Origin of the sequence: Pseudomonas sp. JV241A (assembly GCF_900275665.1) — a bacterium.
GTDB classification, from domain to species: domain Bacteria; phylum Pseudomonadota; class Gammaproteobacteria; order Pseudomonadales; family Pseudomonadaceae; genus Aquipseudomonas; species Aquipseudomonas wadenswilerensis.
The window spans coordinates 25,326-40,301 of the sequence record NZ_OPYO01000034.1 but is presented as its reverse complement, the minus strand read 5'-3'; the positions used below and the strand labels follow the sequence as shown (position 1 = coordinate 40,301).

Sequence of the window (14,976 nt, the reverse complement as noted above, 5' to 3'; positions counted from 1 at the left end):
TGGCCTTCGCGCCGACCGGTGTTTGACCTTCTCGTTCCTGGCGCAGTTGCTCGACCCAGCGACGAAGCGCGGTCCGCCCTAGACCAAGGCTCTCGCAGACATCAGGGACTGACTCACCATCGTCCAGCACCATCTCGGCAGCTTTGATTTTGAATTCGTTCGAGTAAGATTTTCGCACTGATTTTGCCTCCAATTGGGCGCCATAATAGCGCCCGACGAAGGTGTCCAAAATCATTAGGCCAGTTCAGCTTGCCCCGCGATCAGCTTCACATCAGATCCTGAAACTCCCCACCAATTGCTTCAACCGATTGGCCTGATTCTCCAGGTCATTGCAGGCGCGCAAGGTTGCCTGCAGGTTCTCCACCCCTTCCTGATTCAGCGCATTGATCTCGGTGATGTCGACATTGATCGACTCGACCACGGCTGTCTGCTCTTCGGTGGCGGTGGCCACCGACTGGTTCATGCCGTCGATCTCGCCGATCCGCTGGGTCACGCTGCCCAGCCGCTCGCCGGCCTGGTTGGCGATGCCGACGCTGTGCTGGCTGTGGCTCTGGCTTTCGGTCATGGTGCTGACCGCCACCTGGGCGCCGGCCTGCAGTTCTTCGATGATGCGCTGAACCTGCTGCGCCGAATCCTGGGTGCGGTGGGCCAGGTTGCGTACCTCGTCCGCCACCACGGCAAATCCGCGCCCGGCTTCACCGGCGCGGGCCGCTTCAATTGCGGCATTGAGCGCCAGCAGGTTGGTCTGCTGGGAAATGCCGCTGATCACTTCGAGGATCTGGCCAATGTTCACCGTGTTGGTGTTGAGCGTTTCGATATTGCCGCACGAGTCGCTGATCTTCGCCGACAACTGGTTCATCACCTCGATGGTTTGTTCGACCACCTGCTGACCTTCGGCCGCGAGGTTGCGCGCATCGCTGGAGTGCTGCGAGGCGAGGGCGGCGTTCTGGGCGATTTCCTGGGCGGCGGCGCCGAGCTGATTAATCGCCGCGGCGACGCTGCTGGTGCGGCTCGACTGCTGGTCGGCGTTGTGGATCGAGGCGTTCGAGGCGCTGACCACGCGCTGGGCCACTTCATTGACCTGGCCGGTGGCCGAGGCCACTTCGCGGATCGACTCGTGGATGCGCTCGACAAAACGGTTGAACGATTGGCCGAGGCTGCCGAACTCGTCCTGGCCATGGATGCGCAGGCGCCGGGTCAGGTCGCCTTCGCCTTCGGCGATGTCATGCATGGCCCGGCCCATTACGTGCAGCGGCTCCATCAACACGCGAATCAGCACGCCGAGCAGGGCAATGATGATCAGCACCGCAATCACCGTGGCCACCACCGCCGAGGTGCGCAGTTCGCTGAGCGTGGCGAAGGCAAAGTCCTGGTCGAGCACCAGTGCCACGTACCAGTCAGCCGAGGGCACGCCGTTGACCTTGGTGAAGGTGATGAACTGCTTGTGGCCGTCCAGTTCGGCTTCTTTCAGGCCGCTGCCCACCTGCGGAGTGTCTTGCGGGTAGGCGTCGCTGAGGTTTTTCAGCACCAGGTCGGCTTGCGGGTGCACGAGGATCTTGCCGGCGCCGTTGACGATGAAGGCCTGGCCGTGGCCGTCGAAGTTCAGTGCGTTGATGATCGCACTGATGCTGTCCAGGTCGGTGTCGGCGCCATTGACGCCAATCAGCCGGCCCTGGTGCTGCACCGGGGTGGCGAGGGTGATCACCAGTTTGTTGGCTGAAACGGAAATGTACGGCTCGGTGACGATGGACTGGCCGGCACTGGTAGCGGCCTTGTACCAGCCGCGAACCCGCGGATCGTAGTCGGCGGCGCGATTGCCCAGCGGTACCGATTGCATGTAGCCGTCCTGGCCGCCGAAATAGGTCAGCAGAAAGTTGCTGCCGTACACCGGCAGGCTCAGGCTGCGGGTCAGGCTGTCCTTGCTGGCGCCATCGACGGCAACCTGCTGGGACAGCGACTGCAGGAGCTGCATGCGGCTTTGCAACCAGGTCTGGATGTTGCTGCTGGTCAGGCTGCCGAGTTCCTGCATCGAGGCTTCGGTGTTGCTGCGCAGGGTCTGGCGCTGGCGGTAATCGTTGAACAGGATGAAACAAGTGAAGGCGACAGCGACCACCAGGGCGGCGGCGAGCAGAATCTTGTGGCTGAACTTCAGGTTTTTTGTCATTGCGAGGTCTGTCTGCACAAGGCGGGTCAACGGGTGGGGCGCGGCAATCGGTCGCAGCGCCTTCCTGTGTCGTCCGTTATGGACAAAAGATTAATCGCAGAACTCATCAGTCGACCAATGGCGGGGCTTTGACGCCAACAAAACCGGAGCGCTCGGGAACCGGATGAGCTTTTTCCCTTCTAAGCTGTCGGTAGGCCACCGCGCCTGCACCCTCATGTCCAGGAGTGACCCTTCATGTCGTTGCGTTCCCTCGCCCTGCTGTCCTTGTGCGTGTTCCTTACTGCGTGCAACAAGATCAACCAGGAAAACTATTCACAGATCAAGTCCGGGATGACCAAGGTCGAGGTCGAAAAACTGCTCGGCGCGCCGACCGATTGCTCGGGCGCCCTGGGCATGTCCAGTTGCACCTGGGGCGACGAGAAAACGTTCATCAGCGTCCAGTACGCCGGCGACAAGGTGTTGATGTATTCCGGGCAGGGTCTGAAATGAAGCGGCTGCACTTGCTGTTGGTGCTGTGTGCCGGGTTGATCCTCGGCGGTTGCGCCAGCTCCGGCGTCGGGTCCCTTGAGCCGAAGACCGCCGACAGCGTCGACCTCAAGCGCTACCAGGGCAAGTGGTATGAGCTGGCGCGTTTGCCGATGTATTTCCAGCGTGACTGCGCCCAGTCCGAAGCCCATTACAACCTCAAGCCGGACGGCAGCGTCGGTGTGCTCAACCGCTGCCGCACCCTTGCAGGTGAATGGCAGGAGGCCAGCGGCACGGCCAACGTGCAGGTGCCGGGCAAGACCGACAAGCTTTGGGTGGTGTTCGACAACTGGTTCTCGAAGTTGCTACCGGGCGTTGCCAAGGGTGACTACTGGATCCTCTACGTCGACGACAAATACCACACCGCGCTGGTCGGCAATCCGGACCGCAAGTACCTGTGGATACTCTCGCGTACCCCGACCATCCCGGCCTTGCAGCGCGAAAGCCTGCTGGCCAAGGCGCGCCAGCAGGGCTACGACACCCAGCGGCTGATCTGGCGGGTGGCGGACAAGGAGATGGCTGCGGCTAAGCCTTGATGCCCAAATCGCTGGCAAGCCAGCTCCCACAGTGTAGGAGCGGGCTTGCCCCGCGATGGCGTAATCAGCCCAACAGGCTGCGCAGCACTCCGGCAAACTCCCGCGCGCTGTCTTCTTCCTGGGCATGGTGCCCTTGGCGCACTACCCACTGGCCGTTGACCATCACGTCGCGCACCTGACGGTCACCGCCAGCAAACAGCCAGCGGTTGAGAATGCCGTCTTCACTGGCTGTCGACAGATACGGGTCGTTGCCATCGAGCACCAGCCAGTCCGCGCGCTTGCCCACCGCCAGTTCGCCAATCGGCTGCCCCAGCGCCTGCGCGCCACCGCTCAGGGCGGCATCGAACAGGGTGCGCCCGACCATCGGCTGATCGCCGCGGTACAGGCGGTTACGGCGCTGGTCGCGCAGGCGCTGGCCATACTCCAGCCAGCGCAATTCCTCGACCACGCTCAACGACACATGGCTGTCCGAGCCGATTCCCAGGCGCCCGCCCTGGGCCAGGTAGTCCACGGCCGGGAAGATACCGTCGCCCAGGTTCGCTTCGGTGGTCAGGCACAGGCCGGCAACCGCGCCGCTGCGGGCCATCAGCTCGACTTCGTCGGGCTCGGCATGGGTGGCGTGGACCAGGCACCAGCGCTGATCCACTTCGGTGTTCTCATAGAGCCACTGCAAAGGCCGGCGGCCGCTCCAGGCCAGGCAGTCGTCGACTTCCTTCTGTTGCTCGGCGATATGGATGTGCACCGGGCAGGCCTTGTCGCTGGCGGCCAGTACCTGGGCGATCTGCTCCGGGGTGACCGCGCGCAGGGAGTGGAAGCACAGGCCCAGCCCTTGCGCGGGCTGCTCGGCCAGCAGTGGCGCCAGGCGCGCCTGCAGGTTCAGATACTGTTCGGTGCTGTTGATAAAGCGCCGCTGGCCTTCGTTCGGTGTTTGCCCGCCAAAGCCCGAGTGGCTGTACAGCACTGGCAGCAGGGTCAGGCCGATGCCGCTGGTGCGCGCCGCGGCACTGATGCGCAAGGACAGTTCCGCCGGGTCGGCGTAGGCCTGGCCCTGGGTGTCGTGGTGAACGTAATGGAATTCGGCGACCGAGGTGTAGCCGGCCTTGAGCATTTCGATGTACAGCTGACGGGCGATGACCTGCAGTTGTTCAGGGCTGATCTTGCCGACCAGGCGATACATCAGCTCGCGCCAGGTCCAGAAGCTGTCGTTAGGGTTGCCGGCCACTTCCGCGAGCCCGGCCATGGCGCGCTGGAAGGCGTGCGAGTGCAGGTTGGGCATGCCTGGCAGCAGCGGACCGGCCAGGCGTTCGGCGTTTTCGGCCGAGGCGTTGGCCTGGATGCTGGTCAGCAGGCCGTCAGCGCCGACCTCGATTCGGACGTTTTCGGCCCAGCCCGTAGGCAGCAAAGCACGTTCGGCAAAGAAGACGGACATCGGCACGGCACCTCAATTGTGATTATTTGTATATACATATACAGACGTTTGCCTGCTGGGTAAACTCCGGCAAGCTACCGTTCATTCAACCGAACAAGGATATCTTCCGTGCCGACACCTCCTGTCTCCGCGCTGGTTGCCCAGATGGGCGAGGGTCCGGCGCCGCTGTACGCCCGGGTCAAACAGATGATCGCCCAGCAGATCCAGAATGGCAGCTGGCCGCCCCATCACCGGGTGCCGTCTGAAAGCGAGCTGGTCAACCAGTTGGGTTTCAGCCGCATGACCATCAACCGCGCCCTGCGCGAGTTGACCGCCGAAGGTCTGCTGGTGCGCATGCAGGGCGTCGGCACCTTTGTCGCCGAGCCCAAGACCCGTTCGGCACTGTTCGAGGTCAACAACATTGCCGACGAGATCGCCGCCCGCGGCCACGAGCACAGCTGCCAGGTGATTGTCCTGGCCGAAGAGGCCGCCGGTTCCGAGCGCGCCCTGGCCCTGGACATGCGTGAAGGCCAGCGGGTGTTCCACTCGCTGATCGTGCATTACGAGAACGGCGTCGCCGTGCAGATCGAAGACCGCTTCGTCAACGCCGCAGTGGCACCCGACTACCTCAAGCAGGACTTCACCCGGCAGACGCCCTACGCATACCTGTCCCAGGTCGCACCGCTGACCGAAGGCGAGCACGTGGTCGAAGCGATCCTCGCCGAGCCGGAAGAATGCCGCCTGCTGCAAATCGAACAGGGCGAGCCGTGCCTGCTGATCCGCCGCCGCACCTGGTCGGGGCGTCAGCCAGTGACTGCCGCTCGTCTGATTCATCCCGGATCCCGTCATCGCTTGGAAGGACGCTTCAGCAAATGAGCCAGTTGCAGGTATTACGCGCCAAAGACTACCCCCGCATGCCGTGGAAGAACGGCGGCGGCAGCACCGAAGAAATCACCCGCGATGCAGGCGTTGGCCTGGACGGCTTCGGCTGGCGCCTGTCGATTGCCGATATCAGCGAATCCGGTGGTTTTTCCAGCTTTGCCGGTTATCAGCGGATCATCACCGTGCTCGAGGGCGAGGGCATGCGCTTGCAGGTCGACGGTCAGCCGACGCGCCCGCTGTTGCCGTTCGATGCCTTTGCCTTCAGTGGCGAGAGTCAGGTCAGTTGCAGCCTGCTCGGTGGTTCGATTCGCGATTTCAACCTGATTTATTCCCCCGAGCGTTACCGCGCGCGCCTGCAGTGGCTCGACGGCACCCAGCAGGTGTTCAGTTCGGCTTCGACCCTGCTGCTGTTTGCGGCAGCCTCCCAGGTTGAGGTGGCGTTGACCGGTCAAGGGACGCACGTGTTGGGTCGCTACGACTGCTTGCGTCTGGAAGGTAATCACAACCTGCAGGCCTTGAACATTCAGGGGCGCTGCTGTCTGATCGAACTGATCGCGGACTAAAATTGTTACGCCCGGCCGAGCCGCTCGGTCGGGCCTGTTACCGAATGACCCAAAGTGGTGCAATGCCGCTGGTCCAGATTGCTTGACCGTTCATCTCCCCAAATTTTTTTTGTATCCCTGCAGCGCCCACGCTGCGGGGCTCTAGCGCCTGCGTTGGAACCGGGAAAGCGGTCCTCGGGAGGAGTTGGCATTTCAATTGCCTATGCTTGTACATACAAGTAAAGATGTGTTTGTATAAGTGCCATGACCCACCCAATGCCTGGGTTGCTCTGGACCGATCGCTTAGGAGCCATTTCCGTGACTGACAACAACTTCAAGAAATTCCGTGACGTCGAAATCCGCGCAGCGCGCGGCAACAAGCTGACCGCCAAAAGCTGGCTGACCGAAGCGCCGTTGCGCATGCTGATGAACAACCTCGACCCGGAAGTCGCCGAGAACCCGAAAGAGCTGGTGGTGTACGGCGGTATTGGCCGTGCCGCGCGTAACTGGGAGTGCTACGACAAGATCGTCGAGAGCTTGACCAACCTGAACGACGACGAAACCCTGCTGGTGCAATCCGGCAAGCCGGTCGGCGTGTTCAAGACCCACAGCAACGCCCCGCGCGTACTGATCGCCAACTCCAACCTGGTACCGCACTGGGCCAACTGGGAACACTTCAACGAACTGGATGCCAAGGGCCTGGCCATGTACGGCCAGATGACCGCCGGCAGCTGGATCTATATCGGCAGCCAGGGCATCGTCCAGGGCACCTACGAAACCTTCGTCGAAGCCGGCCGTCAGCACTACAACGGCAGCCTCAAGGGCAAGTGGGTACTGACCGCAGGCCTCGGCGGCATGGGCGGCGCCCAGCCTCTGGCCGCAACCCTGGCCGGTGCCTGCTCGCTGAACATCGAATGCCAGCAGAGCCGCATCGACTTCCGCCTGAGCAGCCGTTACGTCGATGAGCAAGCCACGGACCTCGATGACGCCCTGGCACGCATCGCCAAGTACACCGCCGAAGGCAAGGCCATCTCCATCGCCCTGCTGGGCAATGCCGCTGAAATCCTGCCAGAGCTGGTCAAGCGTGGCGTGCGCCCGGACATGGTCACTGACCAGACCAGCGCCCACGATCCGCTCAACGGTTACCTGCCCGCTGGCTGGACCTGGGAGCAGTACCGCGATCGCGCCCAGACCGAACCGGCTGCCGTGGTCAAGGCTGCCAAGCAATCGATGGCCGTCCACGTCCAGGCCATGCTCGACTTCCAGAAACAGGGCATCCCGACCTTCGACTACGGCAACAACATCCGCCAGATGGCCAAGGAAGAGGGCGTGACCAATGCCTTCGACTTCCCGGGCTTCGTACCGGCCTACATCCGTCCGCTGTTCTGCCGTGGTATCGGTCCGTTCCGCTGGGCAGCGCTGTCGGGTAACGCCGAAGACATCTACAAGACCGACGCCAAGGTCAAGGAACTGATCCCGGACGACGCCCACCTGCACAACTGGCTGGACATGGCCCGCGAGCGCATCAGCTTCCAGGGCCTGCCAGCACGTATCTGCTGGGTTGGCCTGGGCCAGCGCGCCAAGCTCGGCCTGGCGTTCAACGAAATGGTCCGCAGCGGCGAGCTGTCGGCGCCGATTGTCATCGGCCGTGACCATCTGGACTCCGGCTCGGTATCCAGCCCGAACCGTGAAACCGAATCGATGCAGGATGGCTCCGATGCCGTCTCCGACTGGCCACTGCTCAACGCCCTGCTCAACACTGCCAGCGGCGCGACCTGGGTCTCCCTGCACCACGGTGGTGGTGTGGGCATGGGCTTCTCCCAGCACTCGGGCATGGTCATCGTCTGCGACGGTACCGACGAGGCTGCCGAGCGGATCGCCCGCGTACTGACCAACGACCCGGGTACCGGTGTCATGCGTCACGCCGATGCCGGTTATCAGATCGCCATCGACTGCGCCAAGGAACAAGGCTTGAACCTGCCGATGATCACAGGCTGATCTGCGGTAAATGGTTGATACTGATATCTATGCAGGCGTATACGCCTCACGAGTACGGAGCATTAACGTGACTGAATTGACCCTGAAGCCCGGCACCCTGACCTTGGCTCAGCTGCGTGCGATCTACCAGCAGCCGGTAAAACTCACGCTGGATTCCAGCGCCGACCAGCAGATCGACGCCAGCGTCGCCTGTGTCGAGCAGATCCTCGCTGAAAACCGCACCGCCTACGGCATCAACACCGGTTTCGGCCTGCTGGCCTCGACCCGTATCGCCAGCCACGACCTGGAAAACCTCCAGCGTTCGCTGGTGCTGTCCCACGCCGCAGGCGTCGGCCAGCCGATTGACGATGCCTTGGTGCGTCTGATCATGGTGCTCAAGGTCAACAGCCTGAGCCGTGGTTTCTCCGGCATCCGCCGTAAGGTGATCAACGCCCTGATCGCGCTGATCAATGCCGAAGTCTATCCGCACATTCCGCTGAAAGGTTCGGTCGGCGCTTCCGGCGACCTCGCCCCGCTGGCACACATGTCGCTGGTCCTGCTGGGTGAAGGCAAGGCGCGCCACAAAGGCCAATGGCTGTCGGCCACCGAAGCCCTGGCAGTTGCCGGCCTCGAGCCGCTGACTCTAGCGGCCAAAGAGGGCCTGGCGCTGCTCAACGGCACTCAGGCGTCCACCGCCTTTGCACTGCGCGGCCTGTTCGAAGGTGAAGACCTGTTCGCTGCCGCCATGTCGGTCGGTGGCCTGACCGTCGAAGCGGTGCTGGGTTCGCGTTCGCCGTTCGATGCGCGCATTCACGAAGCCCGTGGCCAGCGCGGCCAGATCGACGCCGCAGCGTGCTACCGTGACCTGCTGGGTGACGGCAGCGAAGTCTCCGCCTCCCACGAGAACTGCGGCAAGGTCCAGGACCCGTACTCGCTGCGCTGCCAGCCACAGGTCATGGGCGCCTGCCTGACCCAGTTCCGCCAGGCCGCCGAAGTGCTGGTGATCGAAGCCAACGCCGTGTCCGACAACCCGCTGGTGTTCGCCGCCGAAGGTGACGTGATCTCCGGTGGTAACTTCCACGCCGAGCCGGTGGCCATGGCCGCCGACAACATGGCCCTGGCCATCGCCGAAATCGGTTCGCTCAGCGAACGCCGTATCTCGTTGATGATGGACAAGCACATGTCCCAGCTGCCGCCGTTCCTGGTGGCCAATGGCGGGGTCAACTCCGGCTTCATGATCGCCCAGGTCACCGCAGCTGCGCTGGCCAGCGAAAACAAGGCCCTGGCTCACCCGCACAGCGTCGACAGCCTGCCGACCTCGGCCAACCAGGAAGACCACGTGTCGATGGCGCCGGCTGCTGGCAAGCGCCTGTGGGAAATGAGCGACAACGTGCGCGGTATTCTTGCCGTCGAATGGCTGGCCGCCTGCCAGGGCCTGGACCTGCGCGAAGGCCTGAAGACCTCGCCGAAGCTGGAACAGGCGCGGCAAACCCTGCGCAGCAAGGTTGCCTACTACGACAAAGACCGCTTCTTCGCCCCGGACATCGAGGCGGCCATCGCCCTGCTGGCCGAAGGGCGCCTGACCGGCCTGCTGCCGGCCAAGGTCCTGCCTAGCCTGTAATTGCTCCCGGGGCCCTTCGCGGGGCAAGCCCGCTCCCACCGTGGGGGCGGGCTTGCCCCGGGATTGGCGCGCCCGTTCATTCTCACGACCAGAACAAGAATAAGGACGTGACATGCAACAAGCTCAAGGACTCAAGCGCGGGCTCACCGCGCGCCACATTCGCTTCATGGCACTGGGCTCGGCGATCGGCACCGGGCTGTTCTATGGTTCCGCCGCCGCCATCCAGATGGCCGGGCCAGCGGTGCTGCTGGCCTACCTGATCGGTGGTGCAGCGGTATTCATGGTCATGCGCGCGCTGGGGGAAATGGCCGTGCACAACCCGGTGTCCGGCTCCTTCGGCCACTACGCCAGCACGTATCTTGGCCCCATGTCGGGGTTCATCCTCGGCTGGACCTACGCCTTTGAAATGATCATCGTCTGCCTCGCCGACGTCACCGCCTTCGGCATCTATATGGGCTTCTGGTTTCCGGAAGTGGCGCGCTGGATCTGGGTGCTGGGCATCGTCTTCCTGATTGGCGGCCTGAACCTGTGCAACGTCAAAGTGTTCGGCGAGATGGAATTCTGGCTGTCGCTGCTCAAGGTCGGCGCCATCGTCGCGATGATCCTTGCCGGTTTCGGCATCATGGCCTTCGGCCTGAGCAATGCCAGTGCCGACAATGCCGTCGGTATCAGCAACCTGTTCGAGCATGGCGGCTTCATGCCCAATGGCATTGGTGGCCTGATCGCCTCGTTGGCGGTGGTGATGTTTGCCTTCGGCGGCATCGAAATCATCGGCATCACCGCCGGTGAAGCCAAGGACCCGCAGCGCGTCATCCCCAAGGCGATCAACGCCGTGCCGATGCGCATCCTGCTGTTCTATGTGCTGACCCTGTTCGTGCTGATGTGCCTGTATCCGTGGCCGCAAATCGGCAGCCAGGGCAGCCCGTTCGTGCAGATCTTCAGCAATCTGGGGATTGGTTCGGCGGCGACCGTGCTGAACATCGTGGTGATTTCCGCTGCGGTATCGGCGATCAACAGCGACATCTTCGGCGCCGGACGCATGATGTACGGCCTGGCCCAGCAAGGGCAGGCGCCTAAAGGCTTTGCCAAGATCTCCCGTCATGGCGTGCCGTGGATGACCGTGCTGGTCATGGGCGCAGCCTTGCTCGGCGGCGTGGTGCTCAACTACCTGATCCCGGAAAACGTGTTCCTGCTGATCGCCTCGATCGCTACCTTTGCGACCGTCTGGGTGTGGCTGATGATCCTCGTGACCCAGGTCGCCATGCGTCGCAGCATGAGCCGTGAAGAGGTCGCTCAGCTGAAGTTCCCGGTACCGTTCTGGCCTTATGGCCCGGCGGCGGCGATTGCCTTCATGCTGTTCGTCTTCGGCGTGCTGGCCTACTTCCCTGATACCCAGGCAGCGTTGCTGGTGGGCGTGGTCTGGGTACTGTTCCTGGTGGTGGCCTACAAGCTCTGGTGCAAACCGCAGGTGGCTGGCGCCGAGCAGCCGCTGGTGCAGGAACCTTCGCAACTCTGATCAAGGAGCAACTGAATGAAAACCCTCTGGCAGCACTGCCATGTGGCAAGCATGGCGCAAGGCGCCTACTCGATCATCGAGGACGCGGCGATTATCACCAGTGCCGGCCACATCGAGTGGATCGGCCCGCGCCAGCAGCTGCCGGCTGTGGTCGCTGACAGAACCGTGGACCTGGGCGGCGCCTGGGTCACCCCGGGCCTGATCGACTGCCACACCCACACGGTGTTTGGCGGCAACCGCAGCGGCGAGTTCGAGCAGCGCCTGCAAGGTGTCAGCTATGCCGAGATCGCCGCCCAGGGTGGCGGTATCGCCAGCACTGTGCGGGCGACCCGTGCGGCCAGCGAGGACGAACTGTTCGCCAGCGCCCGCCAGCGCGTGCAGGCGCTGATGCGCGATGGTGTCACCACCCTGGAGATCAAGTCCGGTTACGGCCTGGACCTGGCCAGCGAGCGCAAGTTGCTCAAGGTCATCCGCCGCCTGGGCGAGGAGCTGCCACTGACCGTGCGCAGCACCTGCCTGGCGGCCCACGCCTTGCCGCCGGAATACAAGGACCGGGCTGACGACTACATCAGCCATATCTGCGATGAAATGCTCCCGGCGCTGGCCGCCGAGGGCCTGGTGGACGCAGTGGATGCCTTCTGTGAATACCTGGCGTTCTCCCCGGCCCAGGTCGAGCGGGTGTTCATCAAGGCTCGCGAGCTGGGCTTGCCGGTCAAGCTGCATGCCGAGCAACTGTCGTCCCTGGCCGGTTCCAGCCTGGCGGCGCGTTACCAGGCGCTGTCGGCCGATCACCTGGAGTTCATGACCGAAGACGACGCCATCGCCATGGCGGCGGCCGGGACTGTGGCGGTATTGCTGCCCGGTGCTTTCTACTTCCTGCGTGAAACCCAGTTGCCGCCGATGGATGCCCTGCGCAAGCATGGGGTCAAGATCGCCATTGCCAGCGACCTCAACCCTGGCACTTCGCCGGCGCTGTCGCTGCGCCTGATGCTGAACATGGCCTGTACCCTGTTCCGCATGACCCCGGAAGAAGCCCTGGCCGGTGTCACCCTGCACGCGGCAACGGCCCTGGGCCTGGGCGACAGCCACGGTTCACTGGAGGTCGGCAAGGTGGCCGACTTCGTCGCCTGGCAGATCGAGCGACCGGCCGACCTGGCCTACTGGCTCGGCGGCGACCTGCCCAAGCGGGTGGTGCGCCTGGGCCATGATATTTTCAATTGAGAGAGGGCGTATGGACAAGGTACTGAGTTTTCACCAGGGCAGGCTGCCGCTGCTGATCAGCATGCCCCACGCCGGTTTGCGCCTGACCCCGGCGGTGCAGGACGGTCTGGTCGAGCAGGCGCAAAGCCTGCCGGACACCGACTGGCATATCCCGCAGCTGTACGATTTTGCCCGTGGCCTGGGCGCCAGCGTGGTCGCGGCCGGGTACTCGCGTTTCGTCATCGACCTGAACCGTCCGGACGACGACAAGCCGCTGTATGTCGGTGCCACCACCGGCCTGTACCCGGCGACCCTGTTCGAGGGCGAGCCGTTGTTCAAGGACGGCAAGGCGCCGTCGGCGCAGGAGCGGGCAGGGTACCTGGAAGCGATCTGGCGGCCCTACCACGACACTATCCGCAACGAGCTGGCACGCCTGCGCGAGCAGTTCGGCTATGCCTTGCTGTGGGATGCGCATTCGATCCGCTCGCACATCCCGCACCTGTTCGATGGCAAGCTGCCGGACTTCAACCTCGGCACCTTCAATGGCGCCAGTTGTGATCCGCAGCTGGCTGAGCGGCTGCAGGGTGTCTGTGCAAAATTTGAGCAGTACAGCCATGTGCTCAATGGTCGCTTCAAGGGTGGCCATATCACCCGTCACTATGGTGACCCGGCCAAAGACATCCACGCGGTGCAGTTGGAGCTGGCGCAAAGCACCTATATGGAAGAGGTCGAGCCGTTCAAGTACCGCGAGGATCTGGCGGCGCCGACCCAGGTGGTGTTGAAGCAACTGCTCGAGACGGTGCTGGCGTGGGGCAAGGAGCGCTACAAGGCTTGAGACCAGGGTGAGCCCATCGCTGGCAAGCCAGCTCCCACAGGGTGTATCGAACCTGTGGGAGCTGGCTTGCCAGCGATAGGGCCCTCAAAGCCATCACAGGTACATGCTCTAAGCGCAATTCAGGTTTATGATGCCCAACGGCAGAATAATTCCCACACGGAGTGCGTAATGCAGACCTTGTACCCGCAGATCAAACCCTACGCCCGGCACGATCTGGCCGTGGAAGCACCGCATGTGCTGTATGTCGATGAGAGCGGTTCGCCGGAAGGTCTGCCGGTGGTGTTCATCCATGGTGGCCCGGGTGCTGGCTGCGATGCCCAGAGCCGCTGCTACTTCGATCCCAACCTGTACCGCATCATCACCTTCGACCAGCGCGGCTGTGGCCGTTCGACCCCCCATGCCAGCCTGGAAAACAACACCACCTGGCACCTGGTCGAAGACCTGGAGCGCATCCGCAAGCACCTGGGCATCGAAAAATGGGTGCTGTTCGGCGGCTCCTGGGGCTCGACCCTGGCCCTGGCCTACGCCCAGACCCACCCCGAGCGCGTGCATGGCCTGATCCTGCGCGGCATCTTCCTGTGCCGCGCGCAAGAGATCGAGTGGTTCTACCAGGCTGGCGCCAGCCGCCTGTTCCCCGATTACTGGCAGGACTACATCGCACCGATTCCAGCCGAGGAGCGTGGCGACCTGGTCAAGGCCTTCCACAAGCGCCTGACCGGCAACGATCAGATCGCCCAGATGCACGCGGCCAAGGCCTGGTCGACCTGGGAAGGGCGCACCGCAACCCTGCGGCCCAACCCGCTGGTGGTCGATCGCTTCTCCGAGCCGCAGCGCGCGCTGTCGATCGCCCGCATCGAATGCCATTACTTCACCAATAATGCCTTCCTCGAGCCGGACCAACTGATCCGCGACATGCCGAAGATCGCCCACCTGCCGGCGGTGATCGTGCATGGTCGTTACGACGTGATCTGCCCGCTGGATAACGCCTGGGAGCTGCATCAGGCCTGGCCGAACAGTGAATTGAAGGTGATTCGCGACGCCGGCCACGCTGCTTCCGAGCCCGGCATCACCGACGCCCTGGTGCGCGCCGCCGACCAGATGGCCCGGCGCCTGCTCGACCTGCCCCTGGAAGAAGCATGAAGGGGCTGTTGCAACGCGTGCGTGGCGCGCGGGTGGATGTCGAGGGCAAATCCGTTGGCGCGATCGACCAGGGCCTGCTGGTGCTGGTGGCGGTCGAGCCCGGCGACACCCGCGCGCATGCCGACAAGCTGTTGCACAAACTGCTCAACTACCGGGTATTCAGCGACCCTCAGGGCAAGATGAACTTGTCGCTCAAGGACATCGGTGGTGGCCTGCTGCTGGTTTCGCAGTTCACCCTGGCCGCCGATACCCAGAGCGGCCTGCGCCCGAGTTTTTCCACGGCTGCGCCGCCAGCGCTGGGCGCCGAGCTTTTCGACTATATGTTGGCCCAGGCCCAGGTCCAGCACGCGACGGTTGCCAGTGGTCAGTTCGGAGCTGACATGCAGGTGCACCTGGTCAATGATGGCCCGGTAACATTTATGTTACAAATATGATGGCAAAAAACCCCTGTTTGCGGGAAAACAAGGGGTTTGGTTGCATAAATAGTTTATTCAGCCTGATGCGTTGTAACGCAGCCTGCTGGATAATCGCGCGCTATGTGGGCCTGCGTTCGCGGGTTCGTTTCACTCTGACTTGAGACTGTCCGGAACCGTTTGGGGAATCATTGCGCCCTTTCGGAGTCCGAACAGT

General features: G+C 63.2%; 14 protein-coding genes. 11 read left to right on the top strand and 3 right to left on the bottom strand.

Annotation, left to right across the window (positions count from 1 at the left end):
• Both JV241A_RS23705 and JV241A_RS23700 read right to left on the bottom strand, forming a co-directional pair.
• Positions 1 to 235, bottom strand: a 235-nt coding sequence (locus JV241A_RS23705; RefSeq protein ID WP_240047902.1) for a transposase, incomplete at its 3' end; no start/stop codon positions are given.
• A 36-nt stretch (positions 236 to 271) separates the two neighbouring features.
• A complete protein-coding gene (locus JV241A_RS23700; RefSeq protein WP_134064750.1) occupies positions 272 to 2,164 on the bottom strand; it encodes a methyl-accepting chemotaxis protein in 1,893 nt (630 codons plus the stop codon).
• A 234-nt stretch (positions 2,165 to 2,398) separates the two neighbouring features.
• Here JV241A_RS23700 and bamE point away from each other — a divergent pair, with 234 nt between their 5' ends.
• Together bamE and JV241A_RS23690 are read left to right on the top strand one after the other, a co-directional pair.
• Complete coding sequence (gene bamE, locus JV241A_RS23695) at positions 2,399 to 2,653, top strand: outer membrane protein assembly factor BamE (RefSeq protein WP_115089291.1); 255 nt, start codon at positions 2,399 to 2,401, stop codon at positions 2,651 to 2,653.
• A complete protein-coding gene (locus tag JV241A_RS23690; protein ID WP_115089290.1) occupies positions 2,650 to 3,225 on the top strand; it encodes a lipocalin family protein in 576 nt (191 codons plus the stop codon). The genes bamE and JV241A_RS23690 overlap by 4 nt, the downstream gene beginning before the upstream one ends.
• Before the next feature lie 64 nt (positions 3,226 to 3,289).
• Here the strand turns inward: JV241A_RS23690 and JV241A_RS23685 are convergent, their stop codons facing one another.
• Complete coding sequence (locus tag JV241A_RS23685) at positions 3,290 to 4,654, bottom strand: formimidoylglutamate deiminase (protein WP_134064748.1); 1,365 nt, start codon at positions 4,652 to 4,654, stop codon at positions 3,290 to 3,292.
• Positions 4,655 to 4,798: 144 nt separating this feature from the next.
• On the opposite strand from JV241A_RS23685, the gene hutC reads away from it, so the two are divergent.
• The 9 genes from hutC to dtd all read left to right on the top strand — a co-directional run bounded on the left by hutC (position 4,799) and on the right by dtd (position 14,780).
• The gene (gene hutC, locus JV241A_RS23680; RefSeq protein ID WP_166675745.1) at positions 4,799 to 5,509 is read left to right on the top strand and encodes a histidine utilization repressor; all 711 of its coding nucleotides are present in this window, start codon (positions 4,799 to 4,801) and stop codon (positions 5,507 to 5,509) included.
• Entirely contained in the window at positions 5,506 to 6,078 is a 573-nt protein-coding gene (locus JV241A_RS23675; protein ID WP_115089283.1) for a HutD family protein, read from the top strand. Before hutC ends, JV241A_RS23675 begins: the two co-directional genes overlap by 4 nt.
• Positions 6,079 to 6,375: 297 nt before the next feature.
• Positions 6,376 to 8,055 (top strand): urocanate hydratase, encoded by a 1,680-nt coding sequence (gene hutU / locus JV241A_RS23670; protein WP_115089281.1) that lies wholly within the window; start codon positions 6,376 to 6,378, stop codon positions 8,053 to 8,055.
• 67 nt (positions 8,056 to 8,122) lie between these two features.
• On the top strand, positions 8,123 to 9,655 hold the full coding sequence (hutH, locus tag JV241A_RS23665) for a histidine ammonia-lyase (RefSeq protein WP_134064746.1): 1,533 nt from the start codon (positions 8,123 to 8,125) through the stop codon (positions 9,653 to 9,655).
• A 112-nt stretch (positions 9,656 to 9,767) separates the two neighbouring features.
• Positions 9,768 to 11,171 carry an amino acid permease gene (locus JV241A_RS23660; RefSeq protein ID WP_115089279.1) on the top strand — a complete coding sequence of 468 codons (1,404 nt, stop codon included), beginning with the start codon at positions 9,768 to 9,770 and terminating at the stop codon, positions 11,169 to 11,171.
• Between the two features lie 15 nt (positions 11,172 to 11,186).
• Positions 11,187 to 12,392 carry an imidazolonepropionase gene (gene hutI, locus JV241A_RS23655; RefSeq protein WP_134064744.1) on the top strand — a complete coding sequence of 402 codons (1,206 nt, stop codon included), beginning with the start codon at positions 11,187 to 11,189 and terminating at the stop codon, positions 12,390 to 12,392.
• A gap of 10 nt (positions 12,393 to 12,402) precedes the next feature.
• A complete protein-coding gene (gene hutG / locus JV241A_RS23650; RefSeq protein WP_134064742.1) occupies positions 12,403 to 13,206 on the top strand; it encodes an N-formylglutamate deformylase in 804 nt (267 codons plus the stop codon).
• 168 nt (positions 13,207 to 13,374) lie between these two features.
• Entirely contained in the window at positions 13,375 to 14,346 is a 972-nt protein-coding gene (gene pip / locus JV241A_RS23645; RefSeq protein ID WP_115089276.1) for a prolyl aminopeptidase, read from the top strand.
• Positions 14,343 to 14,780, top strand: a complete 438-nt coding sequence (gene dtd, locus JV241A_RS23640; protein ID WP_115089275.1) for a D-aminoacyl-tRNA deacylase — start codon at positions 14,343 to 14,345, stop codon at positions 14,778 to 14,780. Before pip ends, dtd begins: the two co-directional genes overlap by 4 nt.
• The last annotated feature ends 196 nt before the right edge of the window (positions 14,781 to 14,976 follow it).

Coding starts and splice junctions, on each gene's coding strand:
- JV241A_RS23700 (WP_134064750.1), bottom strand. CDS start 2,164: ATGACAAAAAACCTGAAGTTCAGCCACAAGATTCTGCTCGCCGCCGCC.
- bamE (WP_115089291.1), top strand. CDS start 2,399: ATGTCGTTGCGTTCCCTCGCCCTGCTGTCCTTGTGCGTGTTCCTTACT.
- JV241A_RS23690 (WP_115089290.1), top strand. CDS start 2,650: ATGAAGCGGCTGCACTTGCTGTTGGTGCTGTGTGCCGGGTTGATCCTC.
- JV241A_RS23685 (WP_134064748.1), bottom strand. CDS start 4,654: ATGTCCGTCTTCTTTGCCGAACGTGCTTTGCTGCCTACGGGCTGGGCC.
- hutC (WP_166675745.1), top strand. CDS start 4,799: ATGGGCGAGGGTCCGGCGCCGCTGTACGCCCGGGTCAAACAGATGATC.
- JV241A_RS23675 (WP_115089283.1), top strand. CDS start 5,506: ATGAGCCAGTTGCAGGTATTACGCGCCAAAGACTACCCCCGCATGCCG.
- JV241A_RS23660 (WP_115089279.1), top strand. CDS start 9,768: ATGCAACAAGCTCAAGGACTCAAGCGCGGGCTCACCGCGCGCCACATT.
- hutI (WP_134064744.1), top strand. CDS start 11,187: ATGAAAACCCTCTGGCAGCACTGCCATGTGGCAAGCATGGCGCAAGGC.
- hutG (WP_134064742.1), top strand. CDS start 12,403: ATGGACAAGGTACTGAGTTTTCACCAGGGCAGGCTGCCGCTGCTGATC.
- pip (WP_115089276.1), top strand. CDS start 13,375: ATGCAGACCTTGTACCCGCAGATCAAACCCTACGCCCGGCACGATCTG.
- dtd (WP_115089275.1), top strand. CDS start 14,343: ATGAAGGGGCTGTTGCAACGCGTGCGTGGCGCGCGGGTGGATGTCGAG.